This window comes from Streptosporangium sp. NPDC023963 (assembly GCF_040639135.1).
In the GTDB taxonomy this organism is placed as follows: domain Bacteria; phylum Actinomycetota; class Actinomycetes; order Streptosporangiales; family Streptosporangiaceae; genus Streptosporangium.
This window is the reverse complement of sequence record NZ_JBEZZK010000006.1, coordinates 436,923-461,288: the sequence shown is the minus strand read 5'-3', so window position 1 is coordinate 461,288 and position 24,366 is coordinate 436,923. Positions and strand designations below refer to the sequence as shown.

Annotated in this window: 24 protein-coding genes; 17 read left to right on the top strand and 7 right to left on the bottom strand. The window is 71.4% G+C overall.

The features are described from left to right. The first annotated feature begins 470 nt into the window (after window positions 1-470). The 5 genes from AB0F88_RS21830 (at window position 471) to gndA (ending at window position 7,017) form a co-directional block, all read left to right on the top strand. Window positions 471-1,190 (top strand): ABC transporter ATP-binding protein, encoded by a 720-nt coding sequence (locus tag AB0F88_RS21830; RefSeq protein WP_362686700.1) that lies wholly within the window; start codon window positions 471-473, stop codon window positions 1,188-1,190. Further along, a complete protein-coding gene (locus AB0F88_RS21825) occupies window positions 1,187-2,005 on the top strand; it encodes an ABC transporter permease (RefSeq protein ID WP_362686697.1) in 819 nt (272 codons plus the stop codon). The genes AB0F88_RS21830 and AB0F88_RS21825 overlap by 4 nt, the downstream gene beginning before the upstream one ends. 200 nt (window positions 2,006-2,205) lie before the next feature. Further along, the gene (locus AB0F88_RS21820) at window positions 2,206-3,507 is read left to right on the top strand and encodes a glycosyltransferase family 4 protein (protein WP_362686694.1); all 1,302 of its coding nucleotides are present in this window, start codon (window positions 2,206-2,208) and stop codon (window positions 3,505-3,507) included. Window positions 3,508-3,573: 66 nt separating this feature from the next. Beyond that, the gene (locus tag AB0F88_RS21815) at window positions 3,574-5,265 is read left to right on the top strand and encodes a protein kinase (protein WP_362686691.1); all 1,692 of its coding nucleotides are present in this window, start codon (window positions 3,574-3,576) and stop codon (window positions 5,263-5,265) included. Window positions 5,266-5,586: 321 nt separating this feature from the next. Then, the gene (gene gndA, locus AB0F88_RS21810; protein ID WP_362686688.1) at window positions 5,587-7,017 is read left to right on the top strand and encodes an NADP-dependent phosphogluconate dehydrogenase; all 1,431 of its coding nucleotides are present in this window, start codon (window positions 5,587-5,589) and stop codon (window positions 7,015-7,017) included. A gap of 137 nt (window positions 7,018-7,154) precedes the next feature. Here gndA and AB0F88_RS21805 read toward each other — a convergent pair whose 3' ends face one another. Next, the gene (locus AB0F88_RS21805) at window positions 7,155-7,769 is read right to left on the bottom strand and encodes a TetR family transcriptional regulator (RefSeq protein WP_362686685.1); all 615 of its coding nucleotides are present in this window, start codon (window positions 7,767-7,769) and stop codon (window positions 7,155-7,157) included. Window positions 7,770-8,015: 246 nt separating this feature from the next. On the opposite strand from AB0F88_RS21805, the gene AB0F88_RS21800 reads away from it, so the two are divergent. The 5 genes from AB0F88_RS21800 (at window position 8,016) to AB0F88_RS21780 (ending at window position 12,974) form a co-directional block, all read left to right on the top strand. Beyond that, window positions 8,016-8,792: a hypothetical protein gene (locus AB0F88_RS21800; protein ID WP_362686682.1), complete on the top strand. Its 777-nt coding sequence runs from the start codon at window positions 8,016-8,018 to the stop codon at window positions 8,790-8,792. A gap of 28 nt (window positions 8,793-8,820) precedes the next feature. After that, window positions 8,821-9,948: a hypothetical protein gene (locus tag AB0F88_RS21795; protein ID WP_362686679.1), complete on the top strand. Its 1,128-nt coding sequence runs from the start codon at window positions 8,821-8,823 to the stop codon at window positions 9,946-9,948. Continuing rightward, window positions 9,945-10,130 (top strand): hypothetical protein, encoded by a 186-nt coding sequence (locus tag AB0F88_RS21790; RefSeq protein WP_362686676.1) that lies wholly within the window; start codon window positions 9,945-9,947, stop codon window positions 10,128-10,130. Before AB0F88_RS21795 ends, AB0F88_RS21790 begins: the two co-directional genes overlap by 4 nt. Next, a complete protein-coding gene (locus AB0F88_RS21785) occupies window positions 10,127-11,596 on the top strand; it encodes a hypothetical protein (RefSeq protein ID WP_362686673.1) in 1,470 nt (489 codons plus the stop codon). Before AB0F88_RS21790 ends, AB0F88_RS21785 begins: the two co-directional genes overlap by 4 nt. Before the next feature lie 82 nt (window positions 11,597-11,678). Next, window positions 11,679-12,974 (top strand): AAA family ATPase, encoded by a 1,296-nt coding sequence (locus AB0F88_RS21780; RefSeq protein WP_362686670.1) that lies wholly within the window; start codon window positions 11,679-11,681, stop codon window positions 12,972-12,974. Between the two features lie 15 nt (window positions 12,975-12,989). Here AB0F88_RS21780 and AB0F88_RS21775 read toward each other — a convergent pair whose 3' ends face one another. Continuing rightward, window positions 12,990-13,952 carry a GNAT family N-acetyltransferase gene (locus AB0F88_RS21775; RefSeq protein WP_362686667.1) on the bottom strand — a complete coding sequence of 321 codons (963 nt, stop codon included), beginning with the start codon at window positions 13,950-13,952 and terminating at the stop codon, window positions 12,990-12,992. Between the two features lie 134 nt (window positions 13,953-14,086). After that, window positions 14,087-15,661: an MDR family MFS transporter gene (locus AB0F88_RS21770; protein WP_362686664.1), complete on the bottom strand. Its 1,575-nt coding sequence runs from the start codon at window positions 15,659-15,661 to the stop codon at window positions 14,087-14,089. A gap of 124 nt (window positions 15,662-15,785) precedes the next feature. Here AB0F88_RS21770 and AB0F88_RS21765 point away from each other — a divergent pair, with 124 nt between their 5' ends. From AB0F88_RS21765 to AB0F88_RS21750, 4 genes are all read left to right on the top strand, one after another. Then, window positions 15,786-16,337: a helix-turn-helix domain-containing protein gene (locus tag AB0F88_RS21765; RefSeq protein WP_362686661.1), complete on the top strand. Its 552-nt coding sequence runs from the start codon at window positions 15,786-15,788 to the stop codon at window positions 16,335-16,337. After that, complete coding sequence (locus tag AB0F88_RS21760; RefSeq protein WP_362686658.1) at window positions 16,334-16,651, top strand: DUF4031 domain-containing protein; 318 nt, start codon at window positions 16,334-16,336, stop codon at window positions 16,649-16,651. Before AB0F88_RS21765 ends, AB0F88_RS21760 begins: the two co-directional genes overlap by 4 nt. Before the next feature lie 32 nt (window positions 16,652-16,683). Further along, window positions 16,684-17,229: a type 1 glutamine amidotransferase domain-containing protein gene (locus AB0F88_RS21755; RefSeq protein WP_362686655.1), complete on the top strand. Its 546-nt coding sequence runs from the start codon at window positions 16,684-16,686 to the stop codon at window positions 17,227-17,229. A gap of 213 nt (window positions 17,230-17,442) precedes the next feature. Next, the gene (locus tag AB0F88_RS21750; protein WP_362686652.1) at window positions 17,443-17,970 is read left to right on the top strand and encodes an ATP-binding protein; all 528 of its coding nucleotides are present in this window, start codon (window positions 17,443-17,445) and stop codon (window positions 17,968-17,970) included. On the opposite strand, the gene AB0F88_RS21745 is transcribed toward AB0F88_RS21750, so the two are convergent. From AB0F88_RS21745 to AB0F88_RS21735, 3 genes are read right to left on the bottom strand one after another with little or no spacing between them, the layout of a single operon-like run. Then, window positions 17,857-19,299: a wax ester/triacylglycerol synthase family O-acyltransferase gene (locus AB0F88_RS21745; protein ID WP_362686649.1), complete on the bottom strand. Its 1,443-nt coding sequence runs from the start codon at window positions 19,297-19,299 to the stop codon at window positions 17,857-17,859. The genes AB0F88_RS21750 and AB0F88_RS21745 overlap by 114 nt on opposite strands. A 3-nt stretch (window positions 19,300-19,302) precedes the next feature. Next, complete coding sequence (locus tag AB0F88_RS21740) at window positions 19,303-19,461, bottom strand: hypothetical protein (RefSeq protein WP_362686646.1); 159 nt, start codon at window positions 19,459-19,461, stop codon at window positions 19,303-19,305. Window positions 19,462-19,490: 29 nt separating this feature from the next. Next, the gene (locus AB0F88_RS21735; RefSeq protein WP_362686643.1) at window positions 19,491-20,570 is read right to left on the bottom strand and encodes a helix-turn-helix domain-containing protein; all 1,080 of its coding nucleotides are present in this window, start codon (window positions 20,568-20,570) and stop codon (window positions 19,491-19,493) included. A 162-nt stretch (window positions 20,571-20,732) separates the two neighbouring features. Between AB0F88_RS21735 and AB0F88_RS21730 the strand changes: the two genes are divergently transcribed. Beyond that, window positions 20,733-22,040, top strand: a complete 1,308-nt coding sequence (locus tag AB0F88_RS21730; protein ID WP_362686640.1) for a glycine hydroxymethyltransferase — start codon at window positions 20,733-20,735, stop codon at window positions 22,038-22,040. Between the two features lie 274 nt (window positions 22,041-22,314). Here the strand turns inward: AB0F88_RS21730 and AB0F88_RS21725 are convergent, their stop codons facing one another. Next, window positions 22,315-23,415, bottom strand: coding sequence for an NADH:flavin oxidoreductase/NADH oxidase (locus AB0F88_RS21725; protein ID WP_362686637.1), 1,101 nt, complete (start codon window positions 23,413-23,415; stop codon window positions 22,315-22,317). 137 nt (window positions 23,416-23,552) lie between these two features. On the opposite strand from AB0F88_RS21725, the gene AB0F88_RS21720 reads away from it, so the two are divergent. Both AB0F88_RS21720 and AB0F88_RS21715 read left to right on the top strand, forming a co-directional pair. Continuing rightward, window positions 23,553-23,900: a helix-turn-helix domain-containing protein gene (locus AB0F88_RS21720; protein ID WP_362686634.1), complete on the top strand. Its 348-nt coding sequence runs from the start codon at window positions 23,553-23,555 to the stop codon at window positions 23,898-23,900. Between the two features lie 219 nt (window positions 23,901-24,119). Next, window positions 24,120-24,338: a DUF2277 domain-containing protein gene (locus AB0F88_RS21715; protein WP_362686632.1), complete on the top strand. Its 219-nt coding sequence runs from the start codon at window positions 24,120-24,122 to the stop codon at window positions 24,336-24,338. Window positions 24,339-24,366 lie beyond the last annotated feature (28 nt).

The following is a 24,366-nucleotide window of genomic DNA, read 5'->3' as shown; positions in this document are numbered from 1 at the left end:
GGGTTGGACGGGATTGTGCTTCATGCACTGGCTTTTAACACACTGTTGAGTTCTCAAGAAACGGACGCGTACACCATCGCCCTGACCCGACCAAGTGGTCGGGCCACAACTCCGGGGCGTTCGTTTTGTTTTATTCTGTTCTTTCGTTGTGCCTTTATTCTTTCAGGCCCGCTTTTTCGTGTCAAACCGACCCGATCCGGCTTACCTGTTTCAGAATTTACAGCCTCCCCTTTCGGGGCAACCCGTCTAACTTACTCGATCGTCCGATTCATGTCGAATCGGGCCCCTTTGGGGACAAAGATCCCGTCAGGATAAAGATCGTCAGAGAGAGTTCCGAGGCCCCGGCGTCACCGCCGTCTCCCTCGGGTGCTGGTGAACTTTATGAACCCCGACCCGCGTCGTCAAATCAACCGCGCCACCCGGGGGAAAACCGATTGCCCGGAGAGGGCGGCGGACCGCACGCTGGCGTGGTGGTGATTCTTGAGGCCGTGGCGCTGGCGAAGAGGTTCGGCTCGGTGTCCGCCGTCCGGGAGGTGAGCCTCACCGTCGAAGCGGGCCAGATCGTCGGCCTGCTCGGCCCCAACGGCGCGGGCAAGTCGACGACCCTGCACATGCTCCTCGGGCTGATCACGCCCGACAGCGGAAGCATCCGCATGTTCGGCCTGGACCTCGCCGGCAACCGGACCGAGGTGCTGAGCCAGATCAACTTCGCCGCGAGCTACGTCGACCTCCCCGGTGTCCTGCACGTGCGCGAGGTGCTCGACGCCTTCGCCCGGCTGTACGGAGTGCGGAAGCCGAAGGTCCGGGTGGAGAAGGTCATCGAGCTGCTGGACCTGGGCCCCCTGCGCAGGCGCCGCGTGATGGAACTCTCCTCCGGTCAGCGCACGCGCGTGCAGCTGGCCAAGGCCCTGATCAACGAGCCGAGCCTGCTCATCCTCGACGAGCCCACCGCCAACCTCGACCCCGACGCCGGCGACCGGATCCGCAACCTGCTCGTCCGGGTGGCCACCGAGAGCGGGCGCGCGATGCTCATCACGTCCCACAACATGCAGGAGGTGGAGCGGATGTGTCACCGCATCCATTTCATGTCCGAGGGTCGGATCGTGGCCAGCGGAAGCACCACCGAACTCACCGGCGTCTACGGCGCGCAGGATCTGGAAGAGGTCTTTCTCAAGGTGGCGCGATCATGACGATAGCCCTTCCTCCGCTCAGCCTGGCCGCACGCAGGCGGCGGATCAGCGGTGTGGTCTTCCGTGACCTGGCGGCGCTGCGCCGCAGCCCGGTCCGGATGTTCGAGATCGTCTTCTGGCCCACGATCGAGTTGTTCGTCTGGGGCTTCGTGACGTTGTTCCTGCAGTCGCAGCGCGTGCCGTTCGTCGCCGTCTTCCTGCTCGGCGCGGTCCTGCTGTGGCAGGTGCTCCAGAAGGCCAGCAACGAGATATCGATAGCGTTCCTCGAGGACATCTGGAGCAGGAACTTACTGAACGTCCAGGTCAGCCCGCTTTCCAATGTCGAGTACGTGATCGGGTTGATCGTGTTCTCGTTCGGCAAGGTCGTCTTCGCCGTCGCGATCATGTCGGGGCTGGCGCTCGGCCTCTACGGGTTCGGCGTGACGAGCATGGGCGCGGGGATGGTGCCGTTCATGGCGCTGCTGCTGGTGATGGGCTGGTCCCTCGGCCTGGTGGGAATCTGCGCGGTGCTGCGGTTCGGCGAGAACGCCCAGGTGATCGCCTGGTCCCTGGTCTTCGTGGTGCAGCCGCTGGCCGGCATCTTCTACCCCGTCGAGACGCTTCCCGGCCCTCTCCAGACCATCGCGGGGTTCATACCCGCGACCCACGTCTTCACGGGCATGCGAACCGTGCTGAACGGCGGCGCCGTGCCCTGGGAGAGCCTCGCCTGGGCGGCGCTGCTGGACGCCGTCTACCTCGTCGCCACGCTCGGCCTGTTCGCGTGGGCGCTGCGCCACGCTCGCGTACGCGGCCGGCTGTCTCGCTTCGGCGAATGACGAACGGCAAGCGGCGAACAGCGAACGACAGGCGACAGGCGACAGGCGACAGGCGACAGGCGACAGGCGACGATAAATCAAGAGCACGGGGAGGACAAACAGCTCACCGGACAGTGAGCAGGATGTCGTGACGCGCGCGCTTCGGGGAAAGCCGCTCCGGGAAAGTGAGGGAGGGAGGCGAGGGGCGGGGGCTCTGTAGGATGCCGAGGATCTCGGGGACGTCGGCGAAGATGCGCGGACACGCCAGGCGCGCGGCGCTCCGGTTGCTGCGGGCCCGCAACGCGAGGCGGGCGCGGCGCGCTCCGGCCCCCGACACCGGAACGGTCCGCATCCTGCTGCAGCACGCGTACGGGATGGGCGGCACGATCAGGACCGTGCTCAACCTGGCGGGGCACCTGGCGCGCGAGCGCGATGTGGAGATCGTCAGCGTGGTCCGGACGGCGAAGGAGCCGTTCTTCCCCATCCCGCCGGGCGTGCGGGTGTCGTTCCTCGACGACAGGACCGGGCGGCGGGGGCCGGTGGCACGGCTGCTGTCGCGGCTGCCGAGCGTCCTGATCCCGCGACAGGAGAGCATCCATCGGGCGGTCTCGCTCCGGACGGACCTGCTCATGGTCCGCTTCGTGCGGTCCATGCGCTCCGGCGTGCTGATCTCCACCCGGCCGGGGTTCAACCTGATCACCGCGCTGTTCGCGCCGCCGGGCGTCATCACCGTCGGCCAGGAGCACGTGGCCCTCGATTTGCACGCACCGGAGGTCGTCCGGCTCATCAAGCGGCGCTACGGCAGGTTCGACGCCTTCGTCACCCTCACCCAGACGGACCTGGAGCACTACCGCAGGGCGCTGAAGGCGCCCCCGGGACGACTGCTGCGCATCCCGAACGCCGTGACCTCGCTGGCCGGTGACATCTCGAAGCTGGACGAGAAGGTGGTGATCGCCATCGGCAGGATGGTGCACGCCAAGGGCTTCGACCTGCTGGTCAAGGCGTGGAAGCCGGTGTCGGAGGCGCATCCCGACTGGGTGCTGCGCCTCTACGGGCGCGGCAGGCCCGGAGCCGAGCGAAGGCTCCGCGACAGGATCGAGGAGGCCGGGCTGTCGGACACGATGCTGCTCATGGGCAGCTCGCCGGAGATCGGCATGGAGCTGGCCAGGTCGTCCATCCACGTCGTCAGCTCGCGCTACGAGGGGTTCAGCATGACGATCCTGGAGGCCATGAGCAAGGGCGTGCCGGTGGTGAGCTTCGACTGCCCGCACGGCCCCGGGGAGGTGATCGTCCACGAGCACAACGGGCTGCTGGTCCCGGGAAAAAGGCCGGCGGCGCTCGCGGAGGCGCTCCGCCGGTTGATCGAGGACCCGGAGCTGCGCCGCGAGCTCGGCGGGAACGCCGTGCTCACGGCCTCCGGCTACGGTCTCGACATCATCGGCGCCCGCTGGGACGCGCTCCTGGCGGAGCTCGGCGACGAGCATTCCACCTGTCACGGACGTCGCCTTCCTGGCCAGGCATAAGGGGATATGCCCCCAGTTTGCCGATCAAACTCCGGTAATCTGCCGCTCATCTTCAGGAGGTGGCAGGTGGCCGAATCGGGCGCCTTTGCGGTACCGGGCTACGAGGTGTCCGGGGTGCTCGGCCAGGGCGGCTTCGGGATCGTCTACCGGGCCAGGCAGCTGGCGGTGGAACGCGAGGTCGCGCTCAAGGTAGACAACCGGGTGCTGGTCTCCGAGCGGGACCGGCGCCGTTTCATGCGTGAGGTGACCTCGGCCGGCGCCCTCTCCGGTCACCCGCACGTCGCCCATGTCTACGACGCGGGCGTCCTGCCCGACGGCCGGCCGTACATGGTCCTGGAGTTGTGTCCCGGCGGGTCGCTGCTGGACCGGATGCGGGCCGAGAAGCGGCTGCCGCCGGCCGAGGTCGCCGACATCGGCATCAAGATCGCCGACGCGCTGTCGGCCGCGCACGCCGCCGGGGTGCTGCACCGCGACATCAAGCCCGCCAACATCCTGATCAACCGGTACGGCAACGCGGTGCTCTCCGACTTCGGCCTGGCCACCATGCCGTCCTCGGGCGGCGAGGCGTCGGTGACCCGGGAGTCCCTCACCCCGGCCTACGCCCCGCCCGAGGCGTTCGAGCTGACCGAACCCGCCGCCGCGGGCGACGTCTACTCCCTCGCCGCCACGCTGTACGCGCTGCTCTCCGGGCGCCCGCCGCGCTTCCCCGAGAGCGGCGTGGTCAACATCGCGGTCATCATGGCCCTGCACCGCCTGCCCGTCCCCGAGATCCCGGGGGTGCCGCCGGAGCTGACCGCCGTGCTCAGGGAGGCCATGGCCACCGACCCGGCGCGGCGCACCCCCTCGGTGTCCGCGCTGCGCGACGCCCTCACGGACCTGCGCCTGGAGGGGGGCGGGCCGGCCCGACGGCCCTCCACTCCGCGCCTCGCCGTGCCTTCCCCCTCCCAGCCCCCGGTTCTGGGCGCGGGCCCGGCTTCCACGCCGCCGTACGCGGAAGCCCCGTACGCGCCGCCGTACGGCACGCCGGGGGCGCGGGGCGGGCCGGGCGGGGAGGTGGTGCGGTCGCACCTGACGTCGCCGGGCCTGAAGGGGCTCTCCGGTACCCAGTCGCCCGCGACGGCCCCGGCGCATCCCTCCTCGTCGAACGTGCGGATCTTCGTCGCGGTGGCCGTGGCCTTCGCGATCCTGCTGATGGCCGGGGCCGGGCTCATGTACATCGAGAACCGCGACCGGACCCCGTCCACCGGGCAGCCGTCCGGCTCGCGGGCCCTCCAGGGTGGTGGCGAGGACGGGAGCGCGGCCCCGGAGGCGTCCACGTCCGCGGCTCGCAAGGTTTCCGAGGTCGCCACGGTCACGGCCGCCTGCCCCGCCGCGGCGGTGGCGGGCGCGGGAGCCGCGTGCGTGGCGGAGCCCGAGTGCTGGGGCAGCCTCGTCGCGACCACGAGCGACGCCACGACCAAGCGGATCGGCTGCGAGAAGTCCCACCTGTGGGAGACGTTCGCGATCGCCCCGCTGCCGCAGGACTCCCTCACCCACGATCTGGCGGCCCTGGAGCGGCATCCGACGGTGAGGAAGGTGTGCACGGCGCGGATCATGCTCGCCTCCCGGTACGGCGACGCCCGCAAAATCGGGCAGGCCAGGTGGCGGAGCATGGTACTGCCGCCCTCGAAGAAGCAGTTCCAGGGCGGCGCGCGGACCTATCGCTGCCTGGGCGGAGTCCTCGGCTCGGCGGCTCCGGGAACCCTGTTCCGCCACTGACTCTCCGCCCCTCCGCTCTTCCAGGGCACCGCGCCGGGAACCCTGCTCCGCCGCCGGTTCCCAGGTGATCCTCCAGGCGTTTCACGGCTCCGTGCCAGGTTTCCGGAATCCTGCCCCGCCATCGCCCCCGCGGGAGCCCTCGGCTTCGCGCCGGGTGCCGGACGCCTGCTCCCCGCTTCCGCCGGACGTGGAAACCCCGTGGAAACGGGCGGTTCGCGGATCCGTACGGCGCCGGGACCCTCTCGCCCGGGACCTCTCGGCGGCTTTGATCGGTGGTGGGTGCAGACTGGCATTCTTGGACACGACGAAGGAGTGTCAGAGATGACTCAGGCTCAGATCGGTGTGACAGGACTGGCCGTGATGGGGGCGAACCTCGCCCGCAACCTGGCCAGGCACGGGCACTCGGTAGCGGTACACAACAGGTCCCAGCACAGGACCAAGGCACTGATCGAGGAACACGGGGACGAGGGGACCTTTGTCCCCTGCGAGACCCCGGAGGAGTTCGTCGCCGCGCTGGAGCGGCCCCGGCGCATTTTGATCATGGTCAAGGCGGGTGCGCCGACCGACGCGGTGATCGAGGAGTTCGCCCCCCTGCTGGAGCCGGGCGACATGCTCGTGGACGGTGGGAACGCGCACTTCGCCGACACGCGCAGGCGCGAGGCCGCGCTGCGCGAGCGCGGCATCCACTTCGTCGGCGCGGGGGTCTCCGGCGGCGAGGAGGGCGCGCTGCTCGGGCCGAGCATCATGCCCGGCGGCTCGAAGGAGTCGTACCAGGCGCTGGGCCCGCTGCTGGAGGACATCGCGGCGAAGGTGGACGGCGTGCCCTGCTGCACGCACATCGGCCCCGACGGTGCCGGGCACTTCGTGAAGATGGTGCACAACGGCATCGAGTACGCCGACATGCAGCTCATCGCCGAGGCCTACGACCTGCTCAGGCAGGGACTCGGCCGGACCCCGGCGGAGCTCGCGGACATCTTCGCGGAGTGGAACGAGGGCGAGCTGTCCTCGTACCTGATCGAGATCACCGCCGAGGTGCTGCGCCAGGTCGACGCGACCACGGGCAAGCCGCTCGTCGACGTGATCGCCGACCGGGCGGAGCAGAAGGGCACCGGCCGGTGGACGGTGCAGATCGCGCTGGACCTGGGCGTTCCGGTGAGCGGCATCGCCGAGGCGGTGTTCGCCCGCTCCCTGTCCGGCCACGCGGACCTGAGGGAGGCCGCGCGCGGTCTGCCGGGCCCGTCGGGCGTGCCCGCGGGGGCCGTCGGCGACGAGTTCGCCGAGGACGTGCGGCGGGCGCTGTACGCCTCGAAGATCGTCGCCTACGCCCAGGGATTCGACCAGCTCAGGGTCGGCAGCGCCGAGTACGGCTGGGACCTCGACCTCGGCGCGCTGGCCACGATCTGGCGGGGCGGCTGCATCATCCGCGCCGTCTTCCTCGACCGCATCCGCGAGGCGTACGCGGCACAGGAAAAGCCGGTCACGCTGCTCGCCGCCCCCTACTTCGCCGACGCGCTCACCCTGGCGCAGGACTCGTGGCGGCGGGTGGTGTCGAAGGCCGCCGAGCTGGGCATCCCGGCGCCCGGCTTCTCGACCGCGCTGGCCTACTACGACGGGCTGCGCGCCGAGCGCCTGCCCGCCGCCCTGATCCAGGGCCAGCGTGACTTCTTCGGCGCGCACACCTACGAGCGGGTGGACCGCGAGGGCTCCTTCCACACCCTGTGGTCGGCCGACCGCACGGAGGTCGAAGGCTAGCCGGTAGCCCCCGGGGGCGGCGGAGTTCCGCCCCCGGCCCCGTCCCTCCGGCCCCGGCCCCCCTGCCCCGGCGCTGTCCCGCTCCCCTGCCGCTCCGCGCTGCCCCGCGTCGGCGCCGCGGCGCCGACGCCGCGCGTTCAGCGGAGCTCGGGGAGCTCTGGGAGCAGGGCGAACGCGTGGTCGGCGGCGGCGACGGCCGACGGGTGGGTCCCCTCGGCCGTCGCCCCCCCGACCAGGGTCAGCCAGTTGCGCCGGGCCAGTACCCGCTGCGTGGCGAGGACCTGACCGGCGACGAGCAGCGCGGTGAGCTCGTCGGTGTCCTCGGCGAGCGCGGCGGCGAGAGCCTCCTCGTCGAGGGCCATGTAGTGGAGCACCCGGGCCGCCAGGCTGGGCGTGGAGAAGACCATCCGGTGGTAGCCGAGCACCTCGGGATGGTCGTTGAGCCCCGTCACGGGATCGCGCCGATCGAGCCCGGCCAGGAAGTGCCGGTGCAGCGCCGCCAGCGGCCTCTCGCCCGCCCCGCGCTCGCGGACGACCCGGGCGGCCTCTCCCTGGTGGTCGGAGATGCGGTGCAGGACGAGGTCCTCCTTGGTCGGGAAGTACTTGAACAGGGTCGGTTTGGAGACCCCCGCCGACGTCGCCACCTCGGCGACCGACACCTCGTCGAAGCCGCGCTCCAGGAAGAGCGTGATCGCCGCAGCCGAGATCGCCTCGTGGACCTGCTGTCTCTTGCGTTCCCGGAGTCCTGTCACGCGGTCCAACCTAACAGAAGCACAACTCGGTCAATATCTTAACCTAGTTAAGCTTTTTGGCGGGTGAAGCGCGACGACCGGCACGGGACTCGACGGCGAGCGGACCTGTCCGGCGGAGCGCGATGCGGCGATTTTCGCATTAAATGCACCTTTCGTCCGTTATCAACATTCAATGACCTGCACTTTAATGCTGGAATTCGCTGGAATTCAGGGGAGGCTGATGGAACTCCTGTTACGCTCCGGGCCGTGAGTGATTCACTGGACGCGCTGGAACGGCGAATAGCCGACCTCCGCGCCGAGGTGCGACGGGCGGTCAAGGCGAGGGAGAACTCGCTCGCCCGGTCGCTGCGCGGGGATCTACGCAGGGCCGAGCAGGCGTGGGACGCGGCGATAGCCTCCGAGGCCCCGGCAGCGGCGCACGAACCCGAGACCTCGCTGCTGCCCATCAGGGAGCAGGTGCACCAGGCGCTGACCATGCTGGGCGTGCCGACGCCGGCCAGGCTGATCGTGGCGGTGAACGACGCCTTCTTCTCCCGCGAGCTGCGCGGCTCCCAGCTGACCAGCCTGCGGCGCGACGAGGAGCGCTCGTTCCGCGGCGACCCCTACGCCAGGCCGTACTACCTGTGCGCCGCGCTGACCGACCGCCTCTCCCCCGCCCGGGGGCTGCTCGCCGACAGCACGTGGCCGCCCGAGCTGCGGGTGCTGGGGCCGCTGAGCCCGCGCGTCGACTTCCTCACCTCGGCCGTACGCGTCGCCGAGCAGCTGACCCGGCTGGCGGAGCCGCCCCCGGGGGCGGTGCGGCTGCTGTCGCGGATGGCGCAGAACATCCCGGGGGCCGTCGAGGGATTCGCCCCGGCCGACCCGGCGACCGCGATCCGCGCGGCGCGGGCCGAGCTGGAGGTGCACCTGGCCGCCGACTCCGCGCAGCGGGCCGAGGTGGCGGCACGGGCGACGAGGCAACTACCGGACGTGGAGCGCCTGTTCGGCGCCACCGCGATGAACACCTTGAGGGGGGCCTGTTGAAGACCAGGCTGGACGGGGAGACCGGCTCATGAACAAGCTCAGGGAGAGGTCCTTCCCGAACAGGCTTGACGAGCTGCGCGGGCCGATGCCGTCCCGCCCGCACGACGCGCGGGCCATCGCGGCGCTCGCCGCCAACCCCGGCTGCGCGCGCCGGGCGCTGATGGACGCCGCCGGTGTCGACAAGGACCTCACGGCCCGGCACGTCGGATTCCCCGCGCCGTTCGGCCAGTCCCAGTTCGCGATCAGCCGTGGCAACGTGTTCGAGGCGCTGGTGAAGGAGAACGGCTGCGCCGAGCTGCTGCGGCTGCTGCGCGACCTGCTCGGCCTGGCCGTCGCCCAGGTCGGCTACCAGGACGTGGAGAGCGTCGGCTCCCACCTGCGCCACTCGCACACCCGGGCGCTGATCGACCGCGCGGCGCGCGAGGACGACGGTACCGCGGTGTTCTACGACCATCCGCTGTTCAGCCTGCAGATCGCCGGGCACACCTCCTACCTGGAACCGGACGTGGTGGCCTTCCAGATCGGAGGGCGTTTCCACATCGTCGAGATCAAGTCGTTCGGCATGATCGACGGCCAGGCCGAGCCGGACAAGGTCGCGGCGGCGGCGCGGCAGGCCGCGGTCTACGTCCTGGCGCTGCGCACGCTCATGGCCGACCTCGGCCACGACCCGCAGCGCGTCTCCCACGACGTGGTCCTCGTCTGCCCGGAGAACTTCGCCAACCGCCCGACGGCGGCACTGGTCGACGTGCGCAAGCACCTCTCGGTGCTCACCCGCCAGCTCACCCGGATGACCAGGGTCGAGCACCTGCTGGAGGGCCTGCCCGGCGACCTCACCTTCGATCTGGCCCCCGGCGAGGACGGCGTGCCGACCCGCTCGGCGGAGGAGCTCGCCCAGGCGCTGCTCCAGGTGCCCGCCCGCTACGCGCCCGACTGCCTGTCCACCTGCGACCTGTGCATGTTCTGCCGTCACGAGGCCCGCGCCTGCGGGTCCACCGACCTGCTCGGGCGCCAGGTGCGCGACCAGCTGGGCGGCGTCTCCGGCATGGACGAGGCGCTCGGCCTGGCCGAGGGCACCCGCGAACCGGCCGAGGGGCAGGAGGAGATCGCCCGCCTGCTCCGGCTGGCGAACCGGCTGCGCGAGGAGTCGCTGCGGTGAGGACGGGCACACCGGCCGCACGAGACGTCACCATGGCGGACACCGGCACACCGGCCGCACGACACGTCACCGACGTCACCATGGCGGAGGCCCGCGAACCGGCCGCGCGGGACGTCGCCGCGACGAGGACCGGTACACCGGGCCCGGCAGGCGCCTCGCGGCGGACGGAGGCCGGCAGGTGAGCACGCTGACGGCGCTGGCGCAGCTGCGGGCCGTCAGGGACGGCGTCGCGCAGCGGATCACCACGGTCCGGCACTGCCACATCTCCGCCCAGCCGATGGTGCTCATCCCGCTCAAGCTCGCGGGCGAGGCCGCCGCGCCGCTGGCCGCCATGGTGGGCACCGACCCGGGTCACCCCCGGCTGCTCCTCGTTCCCCAGCCTCGCAACCGGGACCTGCGGTTCGCCTTCGCCGCCGGGCTGGCCGAGGTGCTGCTGCCGTACATCGAGGGGTTCGAGAAGAGCACCGAGACGGTCGAGCGCAGGGGCGGCGAGCCGTACGAGCGGTGTCTGGACGCGCCGCAGATCCTGGTGCCGAACCGGCCGGCGGCCTCGTTCGCCGGGCTGCTGGGCCGGTCCACCCGGTTCCGCCGGGCCGACGGCCCCTACCCGGTGCATCCTTCGGTGCCGCTGCTCGGCCGGTGGCTGACCTACTTCGGCGACCGGTCGAGGCAGCCGGGCTCCTCGGTGCTGCTCGCGGCCACCGAGGCGCTGAGCCTGCACTGGGCGACCGGGCAGAGCGGGCTGGAGGACGCCAACCTGGCGGCGCTGCTGGGGTGGATCGATCCGCCGCCGGGAATGTCCGGACGCCGGGCGGCCGAGGAGGCCGAGGACCCGCTGCTCTGGCCTCCGGCCGGTCCCGCCACCGATCCCGGCTTCGACAACGAGGTGCTCGGCCCCGCGATACGCGCCTACGAGGAGGCGCCGACCGATCGCGCCGTCGACCGGATCGCCCAGGCGCTGCGCACCCAGCTCGACCCCACCTGGCGGCTGATGTGGCGGAGCGTGGACCTGCTGCGTTCCCTGCCCGAGGGGTCGCGGGTGAAGGACCGCTGGGAGATCGACCGCGGGTCGTTCACCCGGTTCGTCGAGCGGATCGCCGAGGGCGGGCCGCCTCAGGCGCGCAGGGACGGGGCGGTCGGCGCCGCCGCGCGGCTGGCGGGCCTGGAGCGGGCGCGGGCGAGCTACGACGTGCAGCGGGCCCACGACGACCCGCTGCTCATGGCCGAGTACCGGCTGAGCGGCGAGGCCTTCGCCGGGACGGTGACGTCCGCCGACCCCGAGCACAGCGAGGGCGAGGGCCGCTCACGCAAGCTCCGCCCCCTGATCACGGTACGGACCGACGACCCGGTGCGGCTCGCTCCCGGCACCACGGTCGGCAGCCCCGACCGGCGCGGCCACGCCGCCGAGATCGTCGAGATCGCGGACGGCGAGATCACCCTCAAGGTCACCAAGGGGATGGGGCGGGGCAGGACACCGGCCCCCGGCTCGGTGCCCGAACCGGGCGAGCGGGTCTCGTACACCTCGCTGACCGACGACTTCCAGTCGTCGGCGGCGCTGCCCGACCCGGAGCAGACGCCGTGGACCCACGGCGGGCCCCCGCAGGAGTACGAGCCCAGTGACGACGACGCGCAGGAGGAATGGCTGTGAGCGTTCACCGGATCCCGTGCCGCCGCGCGACGCCCCCGGCCTCGCGTGCCTCCGGTGCGGCGGGCCGTGAGGGGGGTGCGGCATGACCCCGCAGCAGGAGGCGGCGGCCGTGGTGGAGGCCGTGCTGGCCGACCTGCCCCGCCACCGCGGCGTGGTCGTGGACTCGCCGCCGGGCGCGGGCAAGTCCACGCTGGTGGTGAGGGCCGCCGGGCACATCGCGGAGACCGGCGAGCCGCTGATGATCGTCGCCCAGACCAACGAGCAGGTCGACGACCTGGTGGAGCGGCTCGCGGCCGAGCACCCCGACCTGCCGATCGGCCGGCTGTCGGCGAGCGGCTACATCACGCCGGGCCGCATCCTCGCCCTCCCCAACGTCTCGGTCGCGGGCAAGCTGCCCGACCTGGGAGACCCGGCCGTGGTGATCGCCACCGCCGACAAGTGGGCCTGGATCGGCGACCGCACCTGGCCGTGGGCCATCGTCGACGAGGCGTACCAGATGCGCTCGGACAAGCTGCTGCGCATCGCCTCGCTGTTCGAGCGGGCATTGTTCGTGGGCGACCCCGGCCAGCTCGACCCGTTCTCGATCGTGGACGGCGACCGCTGGGCGGGCCTGTCGTGGGATCCGGTGCAGAGCGCGGTCTCGGTGCTGCTGCGGCACAACCCCGACCTGCCGGTGCACCGGCTGCCGGTGTCCTGGCGGCTGCCGGCGTCGGCGGCGCCGGTGGTCTCCGAGGCGTTCTACCCGTTCACCGGCTTCCGCGCCGGGACGGGCCCCGACGACCGGTCGCTGGAGTTCACCGTCAACGGCATGCGCACCTCCCACGACCGGTCGCTGGAGGAGGCGGCCGTGTCGGGCTGGGCGCTGTACGAGCTGCCGAGCCGCCACACGGTGCGCACCGACGCGGAGGCCGTGGCGGCGACCGCGTTCCTCGCGACGCGGCTGCTCCAGCGGGGCCCGGTCGCGCACTCCGAGCGCGGCAGCCATCCCGTCACGGCCGACCGGATCGCCATCGGCGCCGCGCACCGCGACCAGGTCGCCGCGATCAGGGCCGCCGGGGTGCCGCCGGAGATCACGGTGGACACCGCCAACCGCCTGCAGGGCCGGGAGTACGACGTGACGATCGTTCTCCACCCGCTCTCCGGGCGCCGCGACGCCACCGCGTTCCATCTGGAGTCGGGGCGACTGTGCGTGCTCACCTCCCGGCACCGCCACGCCTGCATTGTGGTGGCCAGGGCGGGCATTCCCGAACTCCTGGACGCCCACCCGTCGTCCGAGCCGGTCCAGCTCGGCGTGCCGGTGAAGTTCCCCGACGGCTGGGAGGCCAACCAGGCGGTCCTGGCCCATCTCTCCAAGCACCGGGTGACCCCGGACGGATGACCGCTCTCCGCGCGGTCAGATCGTGCGCCGCCAGACGTCGATCGCCAGCACCTGGCGCATGCCCACCGAGAGGTAGAGGCCGAGGGCGGGCGTGCTGTTGTTGGCGTCGACGTGGAGATAGGTGCCGGCCCGCCCGCGGCGGGCGTCGTCGGCGAACGCCCCGCGCAGCATGAACCGGCCCAGGCCCCGGCCCCTGAAGGCGGGGAGTACGGCCAGCCGGCGCACGTAACCGCAGTTCTCGTCGCCGAGGAAGGCGTTGGTCCCCAGCAGCATCGCCACGGGCTCGCCGTCGAGGCGGGCGACCGCCAGCTGCGCCCAGTCGGTGCTGACCGAGGAGTCCAGCTCGCCGTACCACTCGTCGTAGTCCTTCGGGGCGAACCCGAAGTGCTCGGCGAAGCCGGACTGCTCCACGGCGTGGCCCTGGCGGCGCACCTCCTCGGTGAGCCCGTGGTGCACCGTCATCCCGGCCGGGAGCTCGGGCCGGGGCACCGCCCCCTCGTGGTCGGCGCGGAGCCGGATGAAGCTGGTGGCGGCGGCGAAGCCGCGGGCGGCGGCGACGGCGCGCTTGCCGCTGTCCTCGCGGTAGAGGCCGATGTCCACCACTGCCCGGTCGTGACCGAGCTCGGCGGTGATCTGCCCGGCCCGCTCGGTCACGGTGTCCCAGAGCGGGCCGGTCAGGTCCGGCGTGGCGGGGTGCACGACGACGTCGACGTCGACGTTGTCGCTGCCGCCCTTGCGGCAGGCCCAGGCCCACGCCACCAGCCGCCCGGTCTCGTCGTGGACGAGCCAGCCGTCGGACTCCGCGTCGAAGGAGGAGTCGTTCAGCTGGTCGGCGACGTCGTCCAGGGTCATGTCGGCCTTGCCGATCACCTGGGTGTCACAGAGCGAGATCAGCTCGTGGATCTCGCGGGCGTCGCGGGCATCGCGGACCAGGGGCCGCCGGGTGACGTACCCGGCGGCGGGGATGGTTGTCTTCATGCCGCCATCGTGGCGGGGGCGGCTTGGGGATCGCTGGGCCGGGACTTGGGGCCTGTCGGCCAGGCACCGGGACCAGAGCCAGGGCCAGGAACCTGAGCCTGGCCCTGGACCTGGGACTGGGACCGATCGGCCGGTCAGTCGAGCGCCGGGACCGGGGCCTGGGCCTCCTCGGACGCCTCGGGCCCGCCGCGCAGCGGGATCTCCTTGATGAAGGCCGCCAGCAACGGCACCACGACGGCGAACAGGATCGCCCACCAGAAGACGCTGGAGACGGACTCGGCCAGCGACTCCAGGAAGCCGACCCGCACGTTGGCGGGCATCTCGTGCAGCGCGGCCGGGTTGAACTGGGCACCGCCGGAGGCGAGCCGCTCGCCCGCGGCGCCCAGCTTGCTCTCCAGGCTCGAGGTGAGCTGGTTGTTGAAGACCGCGCCGAACAGCGAGACGCCGAACGATCCGCCGATGGAACGGAAGAAGGTCGAGGCGCTGCTGGCGACGCCGAGGTCCTTCTGCTCGACGCTGTTCTGGGCGATCAGCATGGTGGTCTGCATCAGGAAGCCCATGCCGAGGCCGAGCACCGCGATGAACACGCCGGTCTGCCAGGCGGGGGTGTGGACGTCCATCAGGGAGAGCAGCCACATGGCGAGCGCCATGCCCGCGCCGCCGACGATCGGATAGATCTTGTACTTGCCGGTCTTGGTGATGGCGCGGCCCACGAAGAGCGAGACCACCATGGCAGCGCCCATCATCGGGAGCAGCAGCAGGCCGGAGTTGGTGGCACTCGCCCCCTGGACGGTCTGCTGGAACAGCGGGAGGAAGTTGATCGCGCCGAACATGGCGAAGCCGAGCAGGAAGCCCACGCCCGAGATCAGGCTGAAGTTGCGGTCGCGGAAGACGTTGAGCGGCATGATGGGCTCGGCGACGCGGCGCTCCACCAGGACGAACAGCGCCAGCGTGACGACGGCGAGCCCCGCCAGGCCGAGGATCTGCCACGACCCCCACGCGTACTCGTTGCCGCCCCAGGTGGTGATGAGGACCAGCGCGGTGATGCCGACCGAGAGCAGGGCCGCGCCCAGCCAGTCGATGCGGTGCTCGGCGCGGAGTTTGGGCAGCCGCAGCTTGACCGCGAGCAGGGCGAGGGCGGCGAACCCGACGGGCAGGTTCACGTAGAAGGCCCAGCGCCAGTCGAGGTGGTCGGTGATGAACCCGCCCACGAGCGGGCCCGCGATCATCGCGAGTGACATCACGGCGGCCATGATGCCCTGGTACTGGCCGCGCTCGCGGGGCGGGACGAGGTCGCCGATGATCGCCATGGCGTTGACCATGAGGCCCCCGGCCCCCAGGCCCTGGAGCGCGCGGAAGGCGATGAGCTGCGTCATGCCGTTGGAGGGCCCGCCGAGCATCTCGGAGCCGGCCATGCCGCAGAGCGCGGAGCCGGCCATGAAGATGACGATGGAGCCGAGGAAGATGTTCTTCCTGCCGTACAGGTCACCGATCTTGCCCCAGATGGGGGTCGAGACGGTGGTGCCGAGCACGTAGGCGGTCACCACCCAGGACAGGTGTGTCAGCCCCTTGAGGTCGTCGACGATGCGGGGCAGCGCGGTGCTGACGATCATGTTGTCGAGCATGGCCAGGACCATCGCGAGCATCAGGCCCGGCAGCACCACCATGACCTCGCGACGCCGCGCCGGCGCGGCCGCGGTCTCCTTCACTTCTTGCCCCCCGTTGAGAAATCCTTGTAGATCTTGCTTACTTGCCGACCGGCTAGCATCGGCTATGCTGGAATGTAAGCCGCTTACTTGCCGGCCGTCAAGTTAATTTCTCGGTAAGGGAACCATGAGGGAACACGCCGACACACGGACGCGCATCCAGGAGATCGCTCTGAAGCTCTTCACCGAGCAGGGCTACGAGGCCACCTCGCTCCGCGAGATCGCGGAGGCCCTCGGCGTGACCAAGGCGGCGCTTTACTACCACTTCAAAACCAAGGACGACATCATCGCCAGCCTGGCGGAGGACCGGGTGAGGTCGATCGAGGAACTCGTCACCTGGGCCCGGTCCCAGCCGCGCACCGACGAGATGCGCGAGGAGCTGATCCGCCGCTACTCCCACGACCTGTACCGGGGCAGGCACCGCGAGGTCATGCGTTTCTTCGAGCGCAACCAGACCTCGCTCAAGAACCACCCGACGATGGAGAAGACCCGCGAGCGGATGTTCGAGCTGCTCGCCTTCCTCGTCGACCCGGAGGATCCCCTGCCCGCCCAGCTCAGGCACTCGATGGCCCTGTTCGCGCTGCACGCCTCGCTGTTCATGCTCAGGGACGAGTCGATCACCGACGAGGAGCGCCAGGCCGCCGCCCTGGAGGTCGCGCTCGACCTCGCCCGCCGGTGAGCGTGCTCATCGACCCGCCCAACTGGCCGGGTCCGCGCGATCTGCTCTGGTCACACCTGGTCAGCGACAGCTCGACCGAGGAGCTGCACGCCTTCGCGGAGCTGCTCGGCGTGCCGCGCCGGGCCTTCGACCGCGACCACTACGACGTTCCCGAGACCGTCTACGAGCGGGCCGTCGCGCTGGGCGCCGAGGCCGTGTCCTCTCGCGAGCTCGTCACCCGGCTCATCGCCTCCGGGCTCCGCCGGCGCAAGGTCCGTCCCGGTACCGACGGTTCTCGCATGGATCCCAATGCTTCGGGCATGGCATCCCTTTGATGACATCACCGCACGTCAACGGAGGAGACGACATGCTGAACGGCAAGACGATCGCGTTCCTCGTGGCCCCGGAGGGCATCGAGCAGGTCGAACTCACCGAGCCCTGGCAGGCCGTCAAGCAGGCGGGAGGGACCCCCAGGCTCATCTCCACCGAGCAGGGCCGGGTCCAGGGGTTCGACCACCTCGACAGGGCCGACACCTTCCCGGTGGACGCGACGGTCGGGGAGGTCTCCGCCGCCGACTTCGACGGGCTGGTGCTGCCGGGCGGCGTCGCCAACCCCGACTTCCTGCGGACCGTGCCTGAGGCCGTCGGCTTCGCGAAGGGGTTCTTCGACGCGGGCAAGCCGGTCGCGGCCATCTGCCACGCGCCCTGGACCCTGATCGAGGCGGACGTCGTGCGCGGCCGGAAGGTCACGTCCTGGCCGAGCCTGCGGACCGACCTGCGCAACGCCGGGGCGACCTGGGAGGACCACGAGGTCGTGATCTGCTCCTCGGGCCCGAACACCCTGATCACCAGCCGCAAGCCCGACGACCTCAAGGCCTTCTGCCAGGCCGCGATGGACGCCTTCTCGGGCTAGCGTCCTTCGATCACCGGGGCCGGGCGGGGGTCTGCGACCCCCGCCCGGCGGACGTTCCGCGCCCGGAGTGAATCCTCCGCACATCCGATTACCTGTCACGTACGCGGCGCTTTGCCATGCGTTGCCGTATTCCAGGGACACGATCACCCATCTTCGATTAGGACGGGTCGCCCAGGGCAAAGCTCCTACACATCACTGCGAAAGGAGGGGACCGTGGAGGCCACGATCGCGTTGCGTCTGCCGCGTGACGCCGCGAGTGTTCCCGTGATCAGGCAACTTCTCGACTCCTCGCTCCAGGCCCTGGGCGTGGTGCCGCAGATTCGCGAGGACATCCAGCTCATGCTCTCGGAGGCGTGTTCCAACGTCATCCAGCACGCCACCCCCAGTGACGACTACATGGTCAGCACCGAGCTGACCAGGGACCGCTGCGTGATCAAGGTGGTGGACGCCGGCAACGGCTTCGACTTCTCGGAGACCACCTCCCCCGCCCCCACCTCCGAGCACGGCCGGGGACTGCTGATCATGCAGGCCCTGGCCGACGACATCCGGTTCGTCAAGCGGCAGGAGCGGGGCTCGATCGTCTGCCTGGAGAAGACCCTGCGCTTCGTCGAGGACGCTCCCGGGCTGTCACTGCTCCTCAACGAGGAACTTGAGCTCCAGGAGGGCGTCCCTGAGATAGTCGGTGACGGTCCACACGTCGGGAACCATCTCCCTGCAGGCGATCACGCCGACGTCAAGTGAGCCGTCGTAGGAGAAGACCGTGATGTTGATGCCGCCGCTGGCGTCGGTCACGACGGAGACGGGGTGGTACGAGAGAAGCCTGGCGCCGCTCACGTAGAGGGGGAGCTGCGGGCCGGGCACGTTGGAGATCACCACGTTGATCGGGCCCGCGCTGCCGGCGAACAGGTTGAAGGCCGCGCGGGAGGCCAGGCCGGTCAGCGCGGAGGGCATCATGTCGCTGAGCTGCTGGAGCCAGCGCGCCGGGGCGAGCGACGAGCGGTCCTTGATCAGGCGCATGGCGTCCCGTACCGCCAGCAGCCGTTCCACCGGGTCGGCGATCTGCGTCGCCAGAGTGGTGATCATGATGCTGACCTGGTTGCCCGCGCTCTGGTCGCCGGGGACGCGGAGCGAGAACGGCACCCCCGCGACGAGGGGCTGCTCGGGCAGCGCGTCGTGCTTGAGCAGCCACTGGCGCAGCGCCCCGGCGCACAGGGACATCACCACGTCGTTCACCGTGACGCCGAAGGCGTTCTTGACCAGCTTGACGTCCTCCAGCGGCAGGGTGGTGTAGGCGAACCGCCGGTGCGCGCTGATCCTGCCGCTGAAGGGGGTGCGGGGAACGGTCATGCGGGGCATGGCGGGCACCTCGGCGGCCCCGGACCCGGACAGGTAGGTGGCCAGGTCCCGGGTGAGCCGCGAGACCAGCCCCGCCCCGGGCACCTGGGAGATCAGCGGGATCTCGTCGAGGTGCGGGACGGCGTTGATCAGGAACCGTATCGTGTTGGCCGGGTTGACGACGGCCTTGGCCAGCCCCCTGACGACCATCTCCCCGGTGTCGATCTCCTCCTCGGGCTCGGCCGCGGGTGCCAGCCGGACCTCGGCGGGCTCGGGCGAGGTGTCCAGCAGGCTGGCCAGCACGTCGGCACCGGTGACGCCGTCGACCGCGGAGTGGTGGACCTTCATGTAGAGGGCCGTACGGTCGCCGCGGAGGCCGTGGATCAGGTACATCTCCCAGAGCGGGCGGCGCCGGTCCAGCCGGCGGGCGTGCAGCCTGGCCACCTGCTCGCCCAGCTGCTTGTCACTGCCCGGCCCGGGCAGCGCGATCTCGCGCACGTGGTAGTCGAGGTCGATCCTGGAGTCCTCGGTCCAGTACGGGTGGTCAAGGCCGAGCGGGACGAAGGCGAGCCTCATCCGGAAGGGCGCGGCCAGGTGGAGCCGGTGGGCCAGCAGCGACACCAGGTCACCGCGCGACAGCCCGCCGGACAGGATCGCGAGTCCCCCGATGTTCGCGACGTTCGTCGAGGTCTCGAAATTCAAAAACTGCGTGTCCACCGCACTGAGCTGCCGCACCGTCTACCTCCGGGATGTCGTTCTCCCATCCTGCTCCCGCGAGGTCCCCAGAGCCAACGCGGCCAGCGCCACCAGGAAGACTACGGACACAAGGATCAACGACAGCGGGATGAGCACGAGCACGACGACGACGGTCATGATCTCGCTGATCAACTGCGGCACCGGAGAGCTGTGCCCTGATTACCGGGCCGTTACACCGCGTTCCAGCGACAGAGCTTCAGCGCGAGATGGAGTTCTAACCTGTGGGTTCCGTTCTTGAGGTTACGGCCGGCCAGCTGCTCGATTCTGGCGAGGCGGTAATAGAGGCTGGTGCGGTGCAGGTGCAGCAGCCTGGCGGTCTCCTGCGCGTCTCCCCCGCTGTCCAGATAGGTCTCCAGGGTGGTGAGGAGCGCCGGATGCTCGCGCAGCGTGTCGAGCGGGCCGCCCGCCGTACCCGCCGCGCCCGGCCGGCCGGTGAGCGGCTCGGCGAGCAGCCGGTAGACGCCCAGGTCCGGCCAGTGGGCGACCGGCCGCAGCGCGCGTTCCGCCGCGGCGGCCCTGGCCGCGGTCAGCGCCTCCTCGTGCGCCCGTACGGCCGACTCCAGCCCCGGGTGCGGCGCGCTGACCCCGACGCCCACCTTGATCCTGGCGGCCAGCCGCTCCCCCAGCGCCGTCGCGTCCTCTCCGCGGTTCAGCAGCAGCACGGCGTGGCGGTCCAGGATCGTGAAAGCCGGTGGGCGGCGCACCCTGGCCAGCTCGGCGCCGACCGCCTCGCGCAGGCCGTCCGGGTCGCCGCGCAGCGCCAGGACGCGCAGCGGCCCCTCGCCGAGCACGCCCGCGGCCCGCCGCACGCCGATCTCACCGGTGAGCAGCTGGCTCAGGGTGTGGGAGCTGCCTCCGTCGTCGAGCAGGGCGGCGATCGCGGCGGCGTCGCGTACGGCCCTGTCCCGCTCCTGCGGGCTCAGCGGGCCGTGCCCCTCGATGATCCAGAGGTAGCCGACGCGGCGGTCCTGGTGGAGCAGGGGCACGCAGAGCCGGGCCGCCATCCCCAGGTCAGGATTTTTCGGGATACGCACCGGATCGCGGGTCGTGGTCACCCCGTGCGCCTCCTGCCAGGCGCTCACCTCCGCGGGAACGGACCGCGAGAGGATGGCCTGGGCCCTGACCTGATCGACCTCTCCGTGGTGGGCGCTGTGCGCGACGACGCGGCCCTCCAGGTCGTCCACGGACATGCCCCTGCCCACCGCCACGGCCAGCGATTCCAGCAGGTCCTGGACATCATCCGCTATCACGGTCCGATCCTACATATGTAGGAAGTATCTCCGGCGTCGGAACGATGACTCGATCTGGCGCGAGCCGTAGCGTCGCACTTGTTCATTTCGGGGAATCCGCCTCGCGAGAGCCGGGAAGTCCGTCTCGTGAGAGCCGTCCGATCGCCCGGTGAAAGGAGCCTCGTGGAGGAGCGCAGCCGCGTCGCCCCGTGGGCACCCCCGCGGGCACAGCTGCGCCTGGCCGAGCTCGAGGCCGAGGTGGACGGGCTGGGACTCGACGCGGTCACCCGGCTGGTCGAAGCGGTGCTGGCCGAGCACCGCGGCCGCCTCGACGAGGACGGCGTGGTGCTGTACGCGGGCACCAACACGATGAGCGCGCGCGCGAGGGCCGCGCACGAGATCTCCCTGGGCTGCCGCCCGTCGATGGGCTGGCCCGGGGACAAGTACCAGACCGGCCTGGACGAGCTGGACGTGCTGGAGGTGCTCGCCCCGCTCCAGGTCGCGGCGCTGATGGGCGGCGAGTTCGCCGAGGTGCGGCTGCAGAGCGCCACCCTGGCCAACCTCGCCTGCTACAGCGCGTTCGCCCGCCCCGGCGACACGGTCGCGGTGCTGCCGGAGACCGCCGGGGGCCACGCCGGCCACCACGCCCAGGGCGCCGCCGGGATCCGGGGCCTGCGGGTGGCCGACCTGCCCTACGACACCGGGCGGCTCGACGTCGACCACGCGGCCCTGCCGGCGTTCCTGCGCGAGCATCGGCCCGCGCTGGTGGTGATCGGTGCGAGCCTGATGCTGTTCCCGCACGACGTCGCGGGAGTGCGGGCGGCGTGCGACGAGGTGGGGGCCCTGCTGGTCTACGACGCCTCTCAGGTGGCCGGGCTGATCGCGGGCGGCCGGTTCCAGCGGCCGCTGGACGAGGGCGCGCACCTGGTGACCATGTCCACCTACGCGTCCTTCGGCGGCCCGCCGGGGGCGGCCGTCGTGACCCGCGACGAGGATCTCGCCCGCCAGGTGGCGGCGGCCGCCCATCCCGGCCTGACCGCCAACTACGACGCCTCACGGCTGGCACCGCTGGCCCTGGCCGCCGCCGAGCACGCCGCGGGAGGTTCCGGGTACGCCGACCGCTGCGTCTTCAACGCCGCGGCGCTGGCCGCGGCGCTGGACGGCGAGGGTTTCACCGTGGCCGCCGCCCACCGGGGCTGGACCGTCTCGCACCACGTGGCGGTGGACGCCGCCGCGTTCGGCGGCGGGGACGAGGCCGCCCGGCTGCTGGCCGAGGGCGGCGTCTATCTCAGCGGTGTCCACCTTCCCGGGCAACCTCCCGGTGAGCCCGCGCGGGGCCTGCGGATCGGCACCCAGGAGGTGACCCGCCGCGGCTTCGGCCCGGAGACCATGGGCGAGGTGGCGGTCCTGATGCGCCGCCTGCTCGTCGACGGCCAGGCCCCCGCCGCGGTCCACCGGGACGCGGTGGCCCTGCGCCGCACCACCCCATGATCACGGACCGGCCCGCTCGACCCCCGGGGGTCCGCCCCCTGGCGGGCCGGTCCGCCCATCGCCACTCCCCCTGACAGGCGGACCGGCCCGCGTCCCCCCTGGCGGACCGGTTCGCCGCCTTCCGCCCCACCCGCGCGCGTCGCCTCCTCCGGACGGTCACCTCCCCGCCCGGCGTCGGGGACGCGCGCGGGTGGCGGCCGGAACCTGCGAGCCCGGCTCACACCTGGGGACCGGCTGGCCCCGGGGGAACGCGCGGATGGCGGGCGGAAGCGGGTCAGACCGCGCGGTGGTACTGGTCGGGCCAGCGGGCTCCGGCGGAGCCGAGCTCACGGGCGGCGAGGTTCGGCCAGTAGGGGTTGCGGAGCAACTCGCGGCCCAGCAGGACGGCGTCGGCCTGGCCCGAGGCGATGATCTCCTCGGCCTGCCGGGGCCGGGTGATCTCACCGACCGCCCCCACCGGCAGGTCGGTCTCGGCCTTCACCCTGGCCGCGTACGGCACCTGGTAACCGGGTCCCATGGGGATGCGCGCCCTGGCGACGTTGCCTCCGGTCGAGGCGTCGAGCAGGTCGACGCCGTGGGCGAGCAGGTCCTTGGCGAAGCGGACGGTGTCGTCCGCGCTCCAGCCCTCGCGGTCGTCCGCGGGGTCCTCCGCCAGCCAGTCGGTGGCCGAGATGCGGAAGAAGAGGGGAAGCTCGTCCGGCCAGACCGCGCGGACCGCGTCGACGACCCGGAGCGCGAAGCGGGTGCGGTTCTCGTACGAGCCGCCGTACGCGTCGGTGCGGTGGTTGCTGAAGGGCGACAGGAACTCGGCGATCAGGTAGCCGTGCGCGCCGTGGATCTCGGCCACCTGGAAGCCCGCTTCCAGTGCCCGCCGCGCCGCGGCGGCGAAGTCGTCCACGATCCGGTCGATGTCGCCGGCGCCCAGCTCCGTGGGAGTGGGGTGGACGTCGCTGAAGGGGATCGGGCTCGGCCCGACCGGCTGCCAGCCGTGCTCGCCGGGGCCGGTGGGCGCGCCGCCCTGCCAGGTGCGGCGGGTGGAGGCCTTGCGCCCCGCGTGCGCGAGCTGGATGCCGGGCACGGTGCCGTGGTCCAGCAGGAAGCGGGTGACGCGGGTGAACGCCTCCCGCTGGCGGTCGTTCCAGATCCCGAGGTCGGCCGGGCTGATGCGTCCCTCCGGCGCCACCGCGGTGGCCTCGGTCAGGATGAGCCCGGCGCCGCCCACCGCGCGGGCGGCCAGGTGGGACAGGTGCCAGTCGGTCGGCACTCCCTGCTCCGGCCCCTCGACCGCCGCGGAGTACTGGCACATCGGAGCCATCCAGACCCGGTTGGGGATGGTGACGGACCTCAACGTCAAGGGCTCGAACAGGGCGCTCACGGCCGTACTCCTTCTCGGGAGGGATCTCGGGGACGGCGCCCCGGCTTCACAACTAATACGATAGTCTACGTACTACGACAGATGTCAAACTACGATCACCTTCGTACAATCAAGTCGACCCACAGAAGGGACTCATCGTGTCGACCGCGTCCGCCAGGGCTCTGGAGCACCCCGAATGCGGGGAGATCCGTCTGGAGGGCGTGCTGCACGCCCTGTCCGACCCGATGCGCCTTCGGATCGTGCGCTTTTTGTGGCAGCTGGAGGAGGACGAGGAGGCCCCCTGCTCGGCGATCGAGCTGGCGGTCACCAAGTCGACCACCACCCACCACTTCCGGGTGCTGCGCGAGGCGGGTGTGATCAACCAGGCCTACCGGGGCACGGCCAAGATGAACGCGCTGCGCCGGCGTGACCTCGACACGCTCTTCCCGGGGCTTCTCGGCGCCATCCTGGCCGCCGACGCGCTCCAGTGCGAGCGCGACGGCTGACCGCCGGCGCGCCGGCGGGCGGCGCCCGGCCCCGGCACGATCGGGGGCCGGATCGGGCGGTTCCGGCGTGATCCGGTGGCCGAGCCGGGCGGTTCCGGCGTGATCCGGTGGCCGAGCCGGGTGGTTCCGGCAGGGCGGGACGTGCCCCGCCGGGCGGTTCCGGCGAGACCGATCGGATCGGACGGGCGGAAAGACCTCGAGACGGAGTACCGTCCTGTCATGTGCCGGAGTATCAAGACCCTTCGTGAGCCCTACGCCAGCGACGTGACCGACGACGACGTGCGAGCCGCCGCGCTCCAGTACGTCCGCAAGGTGTCGGGCTTCCGCTCCCCGTCGACGCGCAACGCGGAGGCCTTCGAGCGGGCCGTCGAGGCGGTGGCCGCCGCGACCCGGACCCTGCTCGACGATCTCCAGCTGAAGCACGTCTCCCGGGACTGACCTCGGGCGGCCGGAGACGGCGGAAGGC

Excerpts from the sequence above, each read along its gene's own strand:
- AB0F88_RS21825 (WP_362686697.1), top strand. The coding sequence starts at position 1,187 with ATGACGATAGCCCTTCCTCCGCTCAGCCTGGCCGCACGCAGGCGGCGG.
- AB0F88_RS21820 (WP_362686694.1), top strand. The coding sequence starts at position 2,206 with ATGCCGAGGATCTCGGGGACGTCGGCGAAGATGCGCGGACACGCCAGG.
- gndA (WP_362686688.1), top strand. The coding sequence starts at position 5,587 with ATGACTCAGGCTCAGATCGGTGTGACAGGACTGGCCGTGATGGGGGCG.
- AB0F88_RS21795 (WP_362686679.1), top strand. The coding sequence starts at position 8,821 with ATGAACAAGCTCAGGGAGAGGTCCTTCCCGAACAGGCTTGACGAGCTG.
- AB0F88_RS21780 (WP_362686670.1), top strand. The coding sequence starts at position 11,679 with ATGACCCCGCAGCAGGAGGCGGCGGCCGTGGTGGAGGCCGTGCTGGCC.
- AB0F88_RS21775 (WP_362686667.1), bottom strand. The coding sequence starts at position 13,952 with ATGAAGACAACCATCCCCGCCGCCGGGTACGTCACCCGGCGGCCCCTG.
- AB0F88_RS21765 (WP_362686661.1), top strand. The coding sequence starts at position 15,786 with ATGAGGGAACACGCCGACACACGGACGCGCATCCAGGAGATCGCTCTG.
- AB0F88_RS21755 (WP_362686655.1), top strand. The coding sequence starts at position 16,684 with ATGCTGAACGGCAAGACGATCGCGTTCCTCGTGGCCCCGGAGGGCATC.
- AB0F88_RS21715 (WP_362686632.1), top strand. The coding sequence starts at position 24,120 with ATGTGCCGGAGTATCAAGACCCTTCGTGAGCCCTACGCCAGCGACGTG.